Raw genomic sequence first — 13,145 nt, 5'->3', positions numbered from 1 at the left:
GCGCCAAGACGTCGGCTTAATCCGAAAATACTGTCAGTCGAATCAATACCCCGCTTTCAAGGCTGTCGCGCTCATGCGAAAAAAGCATTCATCTTCCCCCACGATCTCCAGCCCCATACGCTGATAGAGCTGCCTTGCGGGATTGCTCTTGAAGACGGTCAGCCGCATCTCCGGGCGCCCCTCCCTGAAGGCGATATCACGGGCCTGGGCAATCAACCAGCTACCCAAACCCTGCCCCCGCCCCGCCTCGACCAGTTGCAGCTCCCGTATATAGAGGGCTCTCGGGTCCCGGCTGAAACTGACGAACCCCAGGACGTCCTCCCCTCCGCACAACAAGGCGTTCTGTCGCCCCGCCCATGCCACGTCAAAGGCCTCTTCCTGCCAGAGCAGATCGTACTCGCAGTAATACGTCATCATGTTGCGGCGTGTCAGCGACCGGGCAAACTCCAGGTCGACATCGGTCGCCGGTCGAAAACGCCAGTCCCGTTTCACCATCCCGAAACCTCCACCACCTCGCCACGCCAGTGACCGGCAACACGTCGCCCGATCACCAGCGCATCCCCCGTCCCGGCCGCGGCAACCACCCGTTGCCCGTCTTCCGCCCAGATCGCACTGCGCCCGGCCGACTCCCAGCCGCCAGTGACTCCGCCATGGTTGGCCATCAACACCGCCATGGCATGTTCACGGGCATACCCTTCCAGCAACGCGGTATCCGGTGCATAGCCATTGCCGGTGATCAAGACACCGGCTGCATACAGGTTAGCGCCAGATTGCGCGGCATGGCGGGCATGGCTGGCGTGGGAAAAGTCGGCACAGACTGACAGAGCGACGGTGTTGTCGCCGATGGACAGGGTGGCGCCACCCGTTCCGGGGGCAAAGGCCTGCTCTTCGCCATCATGCAGGTGCTGCTTGCTGTAGACCTGCTGGGAGCCATCGGCCTTGAAGGTCAGCGCGCCGATCAGCACCGGCCCGCCGGCGGACAGGCGAATCGGCATGCCGACCACGGTCACCAGGCACAGCTCGCGCGCCAGGTCCCGCAAGGGTTGCAGGACAGCCGCGTCCGGCGCGATCGCCAGGGCACCGGCCAGGCTGCGCTCATAACCGGTGAGGGACAGTTCGGGAAAGACCAGCAGTTCCACGCCCTGCTCCGCCGCCTGCTGCATGAAGCGCAGGTGCCGGCGGATATTGCCCGGCAGGTCGCCGGCGAGGGAAAAGGACTGGGCGGCGGCAACGGTCAGGGTGGTCATGGTCGGGCCTGATAATCGGATCAGAAAAGTCCGACAAGTGTGTCATAAAGGTTTACGGCATTTAACCCATAGCGACTGCACGACCCGGTCCATAGAAATTTCTGATTGAACAGGTTCCCACCCGTCGAGTAAGCTCGGTCACATTCTATCGGAGACACACCATGCATCCTGTTCATTCCACGCCTTGCCAGACTGTCAGCGCCCCGCGCTTGCCAGCGGCTGCGCGGATGAATGGCACCCGTGCATCCGCAGGTTTTTATTTTGGGTATTGGTTTAGCCACTGGCGCGCCTGATACCCAACCGGCGCCCACTACTCAAGGGGTCGCCTACCAGAGAATTCTCAACCCCCGGTCGGCCTCCCGACCGGGGGTTTTGTTTTTTCAGCGCACTGCTTTTTCAACAGACTGCTCAACCAGACATTTTGAATCGAGGAACACCGACATGAACTACGCCACCTGCTACCGCTACGAACTCACCACCGCCTGGCGATTTAGCAACCTCCGCTCGGGACAGCTCGCCGCCTCCGAACGGTCACGCACAGGTGGCAAGCACACACTCGTAGCCAATCCGGCCGCTGATTGTCGAACACCCCAGTAGGGCCGCGCGCGGGAAGACCCGCCGCCTGCCCAGGAAGCCCGAACATGAATTCGTCACTCTCTGCACTGCCACTGTCCACCCTGTCGTCCGCCAACGAGCCGCTGACCCGGCGCTTGCCCAGCGCCCTGCAGCTCAAGCAACACCTGCCGCTCAATACAACGCTGGGCGACCAGGTCGCCAGCCACCGCCAGGCGGTGCGCGCCATCCTCGACGGTGAAGACCCGCGCCTGCTGGTGATCGTCGGTCCCTGCTCGATCCACGACCCGCAATCGGCCCTCGAATACGCCGGACACCTGGCCAACCTGGCGAACGACGTCAGCGACCAGATGCTCCTGGTGATGCGTGCCTACATCGAAAAACCGCGCACCACCGTCGGCTGGAAAGGCCTGGCCTACGACCCGCACCTGGATGGCAGCGACGATATGGCCGGCGGCCTGGCGCTGTCCCGCGAGCTGATGCGTGAAATGCTGCGCATGGGCCTGCCGATTGCCACCGAACTGCTGCAGCCCATGGCCGCCAGCTACTTCGACGACCTGCTGAGCTGGGTCGCGATCGGCGCCCGTACCACCGAATCGCAGATCCACCGGGAAATGGCCAGTGGCTTGCCGATGCCCGTGGGCTTCAAGAACGGCACCGATGGCGGTGTCGGCATCGCCGGTGATGCCATGCGCTCGGCCGCGCATCCGCACCGGCACTTCGGCGTCGACGGCCAGGGCCACCCGGCGATCATCCAGACCGCCGGCAACCGCGACACCCACCTGGTGCTGCGCGGCGGCCATCGCGGCCCGAACTACGACGCCCACAGCGTCGCCCAGGTCAGGGCAGGCCTGGAGAAGCAGGCCATTCCCGTGCGGATGATGGTCGACTGCAGCCACGCCAACAGCGGCAAGGACCCGCTGCGCCAGCCGGCGGTGTTCGCCGATGTGCTGGAACAGCGCCAGCAGGGCGATCGCTCGCTGATCGGGATGATGCTGGAGAGTCACCTGTTCGAAGGCTGCCAGCCGTTGAGCGGCACCTTGAAATACGGCGTGTCGATCACCGACGGCTGCCTGGGCTGGGAGGCCACGGAGCAGCTGCTGCGCGGCGCCGCCGAGCGCTTGCGCCAGCCGCATGCGGCCACGGCGGTGGTGGCCTGACCTGTGGGAGCGGGCTTGCCCGCGAATAAAGGGCACACCAGTTGACCTGACGCGCCGCGCCCAAGGAACTTTTGCCGGGAAAAAGCGGCCTGAATCCGGTAGGCTCAGCACTTTATTGAAAGGAGTATCTCCCCATGGCCAAAGCCACTGCCCGTCACATCCTGGTTGCCACTGAAGCCAAGTGCAATGAACTCAAGGCCCAGATCGAAGGCGGCGCCGATTTCGCAGAGGTCGCCAAGGCGAACTCGACCTGCCCTTCCAGCCGTCAAGGCGGTGACCTGGGCTCCTTCGGTCCTGGCCAGATGGTCAAGGAATTCGACACCGTGGTCTTCAGCGCCCCGGTCAACACCGTGCAAGGCCCGGTCAAGACCCAGTTCGGCTACCACCTGCTGGAAGTCACCAGCCGCCAGGACTGATCCGCCTGCGCGTTGCTGACACGAAACGGCCCACTTCTGCGTGGGCCGTTTCGTATCCGCCGCACAGACTTGGCTGGCCTGAAAGGCCCGTGTAGCGTACAACCCTGATACTTCGAACCGTCTTCAAGGCTGATGATGCGACTGGCTCTATCCCTGACATTTACCGCCCTGGCCCTGTTTACGGGGACGCAGGCCTACGCCGCCCCCGCGCAACACGCACTGACGGTCTACGGCGAACCGGCCAAGTACCCGGCCGGCTTCAGCCACTTCGACTACGCCAATCCCAATGCCCCCAAGGGCGGCAGCCTGAAGCGCTCGGCCATCGAGATCGGCCAGTTCGACCATGTGCTGCCGTATATCGACAAAGGCATCGGCGTCTCCCAGGTCGACGGCTGGATCTACTCGCCGCTGGCGGTGCGTTCCCTCGACGAGCCCTATACCGTCTACGGCCTGGTCGCGGAAAAGATGCAGCGCTCCGATGACGGCCTGTCCCTGCGCTTCTTCCTCAATCCCAAGGCGCGCTTCGCCGATAACACACCGATCACCGCCGAAGACGTGCGCTATACCTTCAATCTGCTGATGAGCGAAGGCAGCCTGAGCTATCGCCTGCAGTTCGAAGGAATCAAGGACGTCGAGGTCGAATCGCCGACCCAGGTCCGCTTCGATTTCAAGAACACCGAGAACCGTTCCCTGCCCCTGGATATCGCGACCCTGCCGGTGCTCCCGGAGCACTGGTGGAAGACCCGCGACTTCGCCGATGGCGGCGGCTACGAAGCACCGCTGGGCAGTGGCCCGTACCGGGTCGGCAAGGTCGACTCCGGCCGCAGCATCACCTTTATCCGCAACGCCGACTGGTGGGGCAAGGACCTGCCGGTCAATCGCGGCCTGTACAACTTCGACCGCTTCAGCATCGAATACTTCGGCGACACCGATGTGGCCCGCCAGGTGCTGCGCGGCGGCGCCTACGACTACAACCGCGAATTCTCCGCCACCGCCTACTCCATCGGCTACGACAGCCCGGCCCTGAGCGACGGGCGCCTGCAAAAGGCCCACCTGGCCCAGGAATCGCCGCAACCGGCCCAGGGCTACGTGTTCAACCTGCAGAAGCCGCTGTTCCAGGATCGCCGCGTGCGCCAGGCCCTGGCCATGCTCTGGGACTTCGAGTGGAGCAACCGGCAGATGATGCGCAACATGTACCTGCGCCAGCAGAGCTTCTTCTCCAATACCCCGCTGGCGGCCCGTGAACTGCCCGACCAGGCCGAACTGGCGATCCTCGAACCGCTGCGCGGACAGATCCCCGACGAAGTCTTCACCCAGGTCTTCGAGGCACCGAAGACCGATGCCAGCGGCAACCTGCGGGACAAACAGTTGCAGGCCCTGGCGCTGCTGGAACAGGCCGGCTGGAAACCCGATGGCGATCAGTTGGTCAATGCCCAGGGCGAACCGCTGAGCTTCACCTTCCTCAATGCCCAGAACGGCATGGAACGCCTGCTCCTGCCCTACAAGCGCAACCTGGCACAAATCGGCATCCGCATGGATATCCGCCGCATCGATGCCTCGCAGTACGTCAACCGCCTCAAGGCCCGCGACTACGACATGATCGTCAGCGGCTATCCGGTCAGCACCTCGCCCGGTATCGAGCTGTACAACTTCTTCGGCTCCTCGGCGGCCAACGATCCCGGCTCGAACAACTTCATGGCCCTGCAGAACCCCGCCGTGGACAGCCTGATCACCGGCCTGATCAAGTCCGACACGCAAAAGCAGATGCTCAGCTACGCCCATGCCCTGGACCGGGTGCTGCAATGGAACTACTACTGGATTCCCAACTATTACCCGCCGGGCATCTCGACGGTCTGGTGGAACCGCTTCGGCATTCCAGCGGTGCAAGCCAGCAATGACGCCGCCGTCGAAACCTGGTGGGAAGTCAGCCCGACACCGCTGACCAACGAGCAGATGACCGCCGAGCTGATCAAGCGCGGCCAGAGCGGAGGACGCCATTGATGCCGGCCTATATCCTGCGGCGCCTGCTGCTGATCATTCCGACGCTGTTGATGATCCTGCTGGTCAATTTCGTGATCGTCCAGGCCGCGCCCGGCGGCCCGGTGGAACAGGCCATCGCCCGCCTGCAGGGACTGGGCGGCGGTGCCGGCGGCGCCATCGGTGGCGGCGGTGACGCTCCGCACGGTTCGTCCAGGGCCAGTCGCGGCCTCGACCCGAAACTGATCGCCGATATCGAACGCCAGTACGGCTTCGACAAGCCGGCGCCGCAGCGTTTCTGGCTGATGCTCAAGAGCTATGCCAGCCTGGATTTCGGCAAGAGCTTCTTCCGCGGCGCCCAGGTCACCGACCTGATCCTGGAAAAGATGCCGGTGACCATCTCCCTCGGCCTCTGGGCGACGCTGATCACCTACCTGGTGTCGATCCCCCTGGGCATCCGCAAGGCCATCAGCCACGGCAGTCGCTTCGATATCTGGAGCAGCACGGCGATTGTCCTCGGCTACGCCATGCCGGCCTTCCTGTTCGCCATGCTGCTGATCGTGACCTTTGCCGGCGGCACTTCGCTGAACTGGTTTCCGGTGCGTGGCCTGGTCTCGGACAACTTCGACCAGCTGTCGACCCTGGGCAAGATCGCCGACTACTTCTGGCACCTGGTGCTGCCGGTCAGCTCGCTGGTGATCGGCGGTTTCGCCACCCTGACCATCCTGACCAAGAACTCCTTCCTCAACGAGATCACCCGCCAGTACGTGGTCACCGCCCGGGCCAAGGGCCTGAGCGAACGGCGCGTGCTCTACGGCCACGTGTTCCGCAACGCCATGCTGCTGGTGGTTTCGGGGATTCCCCAGGCCTTTATCAGCGTGTTCTTCGCCGGTTCCCTGCTGATCGAGGTGATCTTCTCCCTCGACGGTCTCGGCCGCATGAGCTACGAAGCGGCGGTGTCACGGGACTACCCGGTGGTGTTCGGTTCGCTGTTCATCTTCACCCTGTTCGGCCTGCTGATAAAACTGGTCGGTGACCTCTGCTACACCCTGGTCGACCCGCGTATCGACTTCGCCGCGAGGAACGCCTGATGCTCAGACTTTCTCCCGTGAGCCGGCGTCGCTTCGACCGCTTCAAGGCCAATCGCCGTGGCTGGTGGTCGCTGTGGCTGTTCGCCGCACTGTTCGTCCTGAGCCTGGGCGGCGAACTGATCGCCAACGACAAGCCCCTGGTACTCAACTACCAGGGCTCGCTGTACTTCCCGGTGTTCAAGCGCTATACCGAACAGGAGTTCGGCGGCCAGTTGCCGTTCCAGGCCGACTACCGCAGCGACTACGTGCGCCAGCTGATCACCAGGGACGGCGGCTGGATGCTGTTCCCACCGATTCCGTTCAGTGCCGACACCCCCAACTACGACCTCAACAAGCCGGCCCCCAGCCCACCGACCGCGGTGAACTGGCTGGGCACCGACGACCAGGCCCGCGACGTGCTGGCGCGGGTGATCTTCGGTGCGCGGGTGTCGATCCTGTTCGCCCTGGCCCTGACCGCCATCAGCGCATTGATCGGTATCGCCGCCGGCGCGCTGCAGGGCTACTACGGTGGCTGGGTCGACCTGCTCGGCCAGCGCGTACTGGAAGTCTGGTCCGGGTTGCCGGTGCTCTACCTGCTGATCATCCTGTCGGGATTTGTCGAGCCGAATTTCTGGTGGCTGCTGGGGATCATGGCGCTGTTCTCCTGGCTGGCCCTGGTCGACGTGGTGCGCGCCGAGTTCCTCCGTGGCCGCAACCTGGAGTACGTCAAGGCTGCCCGCGCCCTGGGCCTGAGCGACCGCAAGATCATCCTGCGGCATATCCTGCCCAACGCCATGAACGCGACCCTGAGCTACCTGCCGTTCATTCTCACCGGAGCCATCTCGACCCTCACGGCCCTGGACTTCCTCGGTTTCGGCATGCCCGCCGGCAGTGCTTCGCTGGGCGAACTGATCGGCCAGGGCAAACAGAACCTGCAAGCCCCGTGGCTGGGATTCACCGCCTTTTTCACCCTGGCGCTGATCCTTTCGCTGCTGGTCTTTATCGGCGAGGCGTTGCGCGATGCCTTCGACCCCCGTTCATGAACCAGGCCCCCACGATGACCGAGAACCTGATTGAAATCCGCCAACTGACCGTTGCCTTCGGCGACCAGGTCGTGGTGCGCGACCTGTGCCTGGATATCCGCGCCGGCGAATGCCTGGCGCTGGTCGGCGAGTCCGGTTCGGGCAAATCGGTGACGGCCCATTCGATCCTGCAACTGCTGCCGCAAACCGGCTGCCGTTCCAGCGGCAGCGTGTCTTACCGTGGCCAGCAACTGCTCGGCGCCGACACCGCGACCCTGCGCAAGATCCGCGGCGACCGCATCGCCATGATCTTCCAGGAGCCGATGACGTCCCTCAATCCGCTGCACAGCATCGAAAAGCAGATCGGCGAAACCCTGCTGCTGCACAAGGGGCTCGGCGGCAAGGCGGCCCAGGCACGAATCCTCGAACTGCTGGAACTGGTGGGTATCCAGAAGCCCCGCGAGCGGCTCAAGGCCTACCCCCACCAGTTGTCCGGCGGCCAGCGCCAGCGGGTGATGATCGCCATGGCCCTGGCTTGCGAACCGGAACTGCTGATCGCCGACGAACCGACCACCGCCCTCGACGTGACCGTGCAGCGCAAGATCCTGCTGCTGCTCAAGTCCCTGCAACAGCGCCTGGGCATGTCCCTGCTGCTGATCAGCCACGACCTCAACCTGGTGCGCAGCATTGCCCAGCGGGTCTGCGTGATGAAGGCCGGGGAAATCGTCGAACAGGCCGACTGCGAAACCCTGTTCAACCAGCCACAACACCCCTACAGCCGCCTGCTGCTGGATGCCGAGCCGGCCGGCGAGGCGCTGCCGCTGGACGATCACGAAAGCGTGCTGGAGGTCGACGACCTGCGGGTGCGCTTCCAGATCGGCGGCGGGCTGTTTCGCCGCAAGGAATACCTGCAGGCCGTCGACGGCATCAGCCTCGACGTGCAACGCGGCAAGACCCTGGGCATCGTCGGCGAATCCGGCTCGGGCAAGTCCACCCTTGGCCAGGCGATCCTGCGCCTGCTCGACTCCCAGGGCAGCATCCGCTTCCAGGGCCAGGCCCTCGACGGCCTGAACCAGAAGCAACTGCGGCCCTGGCGCAAGCAGATGCAGGTGGTCTTCCAGGATCCGTTCGGCAGCCTCAGCCCGCGCATGTCGGTGGCACAGATCATCAGCGAAGGCATCGAGGTGCACTGCGCCAGTACCGCCGCCGAGTGCGATGCCCAGGTGATCCGGGCCTTGCAGGAAGTCGGCCTCGACCCGCAAAGCCGCCACCGCTACCCCCATGAGTTCTCCGGCGGCCAGCGCCAGCGCATCGCCATTGCCCGGGCCCTGGTGCTGAAACCGGCGCTGATCCTGCTCGACGAACCGACGTCGGCCCTCGACCGCACGGTGCAGAAACAGGTGGTCGCCCTGCTCCGCGATCTCCAGGAAAAACATGGCCTGACCTACTTGTTCATCAGCCATGACCTGTCGGTGGTGCGCGCCCTGGCCCACGACCTGATCGTGATCAAGGACGGCCAGGTGGTCGAGCGCGGCAGTACCTGCAAAGTCTTCGACGACCCGCAGCATCCGTACACCCGCGAACTGCTGGCGGCGACCCTGCCGGTCGGCGCCCCTGCGTGCAACCCCTGAGCGAAACGCCCATGAACGACCGCGAAAGCCTCAAGGACTACCAACGGGTCCGCCTGCTGGCGATTCGCTCGCTGTTCGAGATCATCGAACAGTCCAGCGAAGGCACCGTGATCGTCGACCGCGACGCGCGGATCGTCTGGATGAACGAGCGCTACGCCCGGCGTTTCGGCCTCGCCAGCGCCGAACAGGCCATCGGCCAGCCCTGCGAAAGCGTGATCCCCGGCAGCCTGTTGCGCGAAGTGGTGCGGACCGGGCGACCGATCCTGCTGGACCTGCAGGACATGCCCAAGGAACCGCTGGTGGTCATGCGCCTGCCAATCCATGACGACGCCGGCACGGTGATCGGCGCCATCGGCTTCGCCCTGTTCGGCGAGCTGCACAGCCTGTCGCCGCTGCTCAAGCGCTACCAGAGCATGCAGGCCGAACTGGCCTCGACCCGCTCGCTGCTGCGGGCGCGGCAGACCAAATACAACTTCGCTCATTTTATCGGCACCAGCGCCGCGAGCCTGGAGGTCAAGCGTCGCGCCAGACGCAGCGCCAGCACCGAATCGCCGATCCTGCTGCTGGGGGAAACCGGCACCGGCAAGGAACTGCTGGCCCATGCCATCCACAGCGCCTCGCCACGGGCGCACAAGGCCTTTGTCAGCATCAACAGCGCGGCGATTCCGGAAACCCTGCTCGAGGCGGAGTTCTTCGGCACCGCGCCCGGCGCCTTTACCGGCGCGGATCGCAAGGGCCGTCCGGGCAAGTTGCAGATCGCCCAGGGCGGCACCCTGTTCCTCGACGAGATCGGCGATATGCCCTTGCCGCTGCAAAGCAAGCTGCTGCGGGTGTTGCAGGAGAAAGAGTTCGAGCCGGTGGGCTCCAACGAAGTCCTGCGCAGCGACGTGCGGGTGATCGCCGCGACCTCCACCGACCTGGAAGCGGCGATCCGGCGCGGCGAGTTCCGTGCCGACCTGTATTACCGCCTGAATGTCCTGCCGATCCAGGTGCCGCCGCTGCGCGAGCGCCTGGACGACCTGCCGGCGCTGAGCGAAGCGATCCTCGAGGAACTGCGCAGCCACCACGAACTGGCCGCCGAAGCCCTCGACCTGCTCGGGCAGCATGCCTGGCCGGGCAATATCCGTGAACTGCGCAATGTGCTGGAACGCGCGGCATTGCTCAGCGATACCCAGGTCCTCGATGCTGCCGACATTCGGGGCGCCATCGGCACCTTCAGCCCGCTGCAACGCCCGCACGTCCAGGTCACGGCCCCCGTGGGCAATGAAACCTTCAGCGCCGCCCGGGAGCGTTTCGACCGGCAACTGATTGAAACCACCCTGGCGCAATGTGCCGGAAAGGTCGGCGACGCGGCACGCCGGCTGGGCCTGGGCCGATCGACCCTGTACAAGAAGATGCTGGCCCTGGGCATCTCAGAGTCTCAATAAAGAGACATACATCCCCAAAACGAGACACCCTCCCCTGTGGGAGCGGGCTTGCCCGCGAAGGCGTCCTCATGGCCGTCAAAAGCTTCGCGGGCAAGCCCGCTCCTACAGAAACTCGCTGCTGATCGGGCACTTTCAGGATAGATTTCCGAGAAGAAAAGTCTCCATTCAGAGACAATCACAAGAAAACCTTCCATAAAAAACAAAAATAGCCTTTGATTTCAACACGTTAGCCTTATGGCACGAAACTCGCTAATCCCACTGGAGATTCAGACCTAACCTACAAAAATAACAATTGGAGACACACCATGAGTGTGATCATCGCCCTCGCGGCCCTGGCGCTGCTGATGCTGGCCGCCTACCGTGGCTACAGCGTCATCCTGTTCGCTCCCATCGCCGCCCTCGGCGCCGTCCTGCTGACCGATCCTTCCGCCGTCGCCCCCGCCTTCACCGGGGTGTTCATGGAAAAAATGGTCGGCTTCATCAAGCTCTACTTCCCGGTCTTCCTGCTTGGTGCGGTGTTCGGCAAGCTGATCGAACTGTCCGGGTTCTCCCGTTCCATCGTCGCCGCCGCCATCCGCCTGCTCGGCACCCGCCAGGCGATGCTGGTGATCGTGCTGGTCTGCGCCCTGCTGACCTACGGCGGCGTCTCGCTGTTCGTGGTGGTGTTCGCGGTCTATCCGTTCGCCGCCGAGATGTTCCGCCAGAGCAATATCCCCAAGCGCCTGATCCCGGCGACCATCGCCCTCGGGGCGTTCTCCTTCACCATGGACGCCCTGCCCGGCACGCCGCAGATCCAGAACATCATCCCCAGTACCTTCTTCAACACCACCGCGTGGGCGGCGCCCTGGCTGGGAGTGATCGGTACGGTGTTCGTGTTCTGCGCCGGCATGCTGTTCCTGCAACGCCAGCGCAACAAGGCCCAGCGCGCCGGTGAAGGCTACGGCACCGAGCTGCGCAACGAACCGGAAACGGCCGAGGATATCCGCCTGCCCAATCCCTGGATCGCCCTCTCGCCACTGTTGCTGGTGGGCATCATGAACCTGCTGTTCACCCACTGGATTCCCCTCTGGTACGGCAAGACCCACAGCCTCAGCCTGCCGGGCATGGCCGCGCCGGTGCAGACCGAGATCGCCAAGCTCACCGCCATCTGGGCCGTCCAGGCGGCACTGCTGGTGGGCATCATCATGGTCCTGGCGTTCGGTTTCCGGGCGATTCGCGGCAAGCTGGCCGAAGGCAGCAAGAGCGCGGTCGGCGGCGCCCTGCTGGCGGCGATGAACACCGCCTCGGAATACGGCTTCGGTGCGGTCATCGCCTCGCTGCCGGGCTTCCTGGTGCTGGCCGACTGGCTCAAGAGCATCCCCAATCCGCTGGTCAACGAAGCCATTACCGTGACCCTGCTGGCGGGGATCACCGGCTCGGCCTCCGGCGGCATGAGCATCGCCCTGGCGGCCATGGCCGACAGCTTCATCAGCGCCGCCCACGCCGCCAACATTCCCCTCGAAGTGCTGCACCGGGTCGCGGCCATGGCCAGCGGCGGCATGGACACCCTGCCCCACAACGGCGCGGTGATCACCCTGCTGGCGGTGACCGGGCTGACCCACCGCGAAGCCTACAAGGATATTTTCTGCATTACGCTGATCAAGACCCTGGCGGTCTTCGTGGTGATCGCCACGTTCTACGCCACCGGCATTGTCTGAGGAAACGACTATGAGTCTCAAAGGAAAAACCGCACTGGTCACCGGCTCCACCAGCGGCATCGGCCTGGGCATTGCCCTGAGCCTGGCCAAGGCCGGCGCCGACCTGGTCCTCAACGGCTTTGGCGATGCCAGCGCGGTGATTGCCGAGGTGCGACAGTTCGGTGGCCGGGTCGGCCACCACCCGGCGGATGTCAGCGACCCGGCGCAGATCGCCGATATGCTCGCCTATGCCGAACGGGAGTTCGGCGGCGTCGACATCCTGGTCAACAACGCCGGTATCCAGCATGTGGCGGCGGTGGAGGATTTCCCGGTGGAGCGCTGGGATTCGATCATCGCCATCAACCTGTCCTCGGTGTTCCACAGCACCCGCCTGGCCCTGCCGGGCATGCGCGCCCGCGGCTGGGGGCGGATCGTCAATATCGCCTCGGTGCATGGCCAGGTCGGCTCCGTGGGCAAGGCCGCCTATGTCGCGGCCAAGCACGGGGTGATCGGCCTGACCAAGGTGGTCGGCCTGGAAACCGCCACCAGCAACGTCACCTGCAACGCCATCTGCCCGGGCTGGGTGCTGACGCCGCTGGTGCAGAAGCAGATCGACGACCGCGCCGCCAGCGGCATCGATCCACAACAGGCGCAACATGACCTGCTGGCCGAGAAACAACCGTCGCTGGAGTTCGTCACGCCCCCGCAACTGGGCGAACTGGTACTGTTCCTCTGCAGCGAGGCCGGCAGCCAGGTGCGCGGCGCGGCGTGGAATATCGATGGCGGCTGGTTGGCGCAATAGTTGAATGCCTGGTATCTCGAAAACACCACCCTACCCGTGGGAGCCGGCTTGCCGGCGATGAGGCCAGTGAATCCAGCGTTGCATTCAAGGATGCCATCGCTGGCAAGCCAGCTCCCACGGTGAGGGTGTACAACGCAAAGATCG

General features: G+C 64.5%; 11 protein-coding genes. 9 read left to right on the top strand and 2 right to left on the bottom strand.

Annotated elements, in window-relative coordinates:
- Positions 1–42: 42 nt before the first annotated feature.
- Both HX881_RS27380 and HX881_RS27375 read right to left on the bottom strand, forming a co-directional pair.
- Positions 43–492: a GNAT family N-acetyltransferase gene (locus HX881_RS27380; protein ID WP_177088090.1), complete on the bottom strand. Its 450-nt coding sequence runs from the start codon at positions 490–492 to the stop codon at positions 43–45.
- Entirely contained in the window at positions 489–1,247 is a 759-nt protein-coding gene (locus HX881_RS27375) for a carbon-nitrogen hydrolase family protein (protein WP_177087586.1), read from the bottom strand. Before HX881_RS27375 ends, HX881_RS27380 begins: the two co-directional genes overlap by 4 nt.
- A 641-nt stretch (positions 1,248–1,888) precedes the next feature.
- On the opposite strand from HX881_RS27375, the gene HX881_RS27370 reads away from it, so the two are divergent.
- The 9 genes from HX881_RS27370 to hbdH all read left to right on the top strand — a co-directional run bounded on the left by HX881_RS27370 (position 1,889) and on the right by hbdH (position 13,001).
- The gene (locus HX881_RS27370; RefSeq protein ID WP_177087585.1) at positions 1,889–2,980 is read left to right on the top strand and encodes a 3-deoxy-7-phosphoheptulonate synthase; all 1,092 of its coding nucleotides are present in this window, start codon (positions 1,889–1,891) and stop codon (positions 2,978–2,980) included.
- Between the two features lie 134 nt (positions 2,981–3,114).
- Positions 3,115–3,396 (top strand): peptidylprolyl isomerase, encoded by a 282-nt coding sequence (locus HX881_RS27365; protein WP_017124610.1) that lies wholly within the window; start codon positions 3,115–3,117, stop codon positions 3,394–3,396.
- 135 nt (positions 3,397–3,531) lie between these two features.
- Positions 3,532–5,397 (top strand): extracellular solute-binding protein, encoded by a 1,866-nt coding sequence (locus tag HX881_RS27360; RefSeq protein ID WP_042934707.1) that lies wholly within the window; start codon positions 3,532–3,534, stop codon positions 5,395–5,397.
- Positions 5,397–6,464, top strand: coding sequence for a microcin C ABC transporter permease YejB (locus HX881_RS27355; RefSeq protein WP_017124612.1), 1,068 nt, complete (start codon positions 5,397–5,399; stop codon positions 6,462–6,464). The genes HX881_RS27360 and HX881_RS27355 overlap by 1 nt, the downstream gene beginning before the upstream one ends.
- Positions 6,464–7,486 (top strand): ABC transporter permease, encoded by a 1,023-nt coding sequence (locus tag HX881_RS27350; RefSeq protein WP_042934677.1) that lies wholly within the window; start codon positions 6,464–6,466, stop codon positions 7,484–7,486. The genes HX881_RS27355 and HX881_RS27350 overlap by 1 nt, the downstream gene beginning before the upstream one ends.
- A gap of 14 nt (positions 7,487–7,500) precedes the next feature.
- Entirely contained in the window at positions 7,501–9,096 is a 1,596-nt protein-coding gene (locus HX881_RS27345) for an ABC transporter ATP-binding protein (protein ID WP_177088088.1), read from the top strand.
- 11 nt (positions 9,097–9,107) lie between these two features.
- Entirely contained in the window at positions 9,108–10,523 is a 1,416-nt protein-coding gene (locus HX881_RS27340; protein ID WP_103032732.1) for a sigma-54 interaction domain-containing protein, read from the top strand.
- Between the two features lie 305 nt (positions 10,524–10,828).
- The gene (locus tag HX881_RS27335; protein WP_017124615.1) at positions 10,829–12,220 is read left to right on the top strand and encodes a GntP family permease; all 1,392 of its coding nucleotides are present in this window, start codon (positions 10,829–10,831) and stop codon (positions 12,218–12,220) included.
- Between the two features lie 10 nt (positions 12,221–12,230).
- The gene (gene hbdH / locus HX881_RS27330) at positions 12,231–13,001 is read left to right on the top strand and encodes a 3-hydroxybutyrate dehydrogenase (protein ID WP_017124616.1); all 771 of its coding nucleotides are present in this window, start codon (positions 12,231–12,233) and stop codon (positions 12,999–13,001) included.
- Positions 13,002–13,145 lie beyond the last annotated feature (144 nt).

Origin of the sequence: Pseudomonas gingeri (genome assembly GCF_013386115.1) — a bacterium.
In the GTDB taxonomy this organism is placed as follows: Bacteria; Pseudomonadota; Gammaproteobacteria; order Pseudomonadales; family Pseudomonadaceae; genus Aquipseudomonas; species Aquipseudomonas gingeri.
The sequence above is the reverse complement of the archived record's forward strand: the minus strand, read 5'-3'. Positions and strand labels throughout refer to the sequence as shown.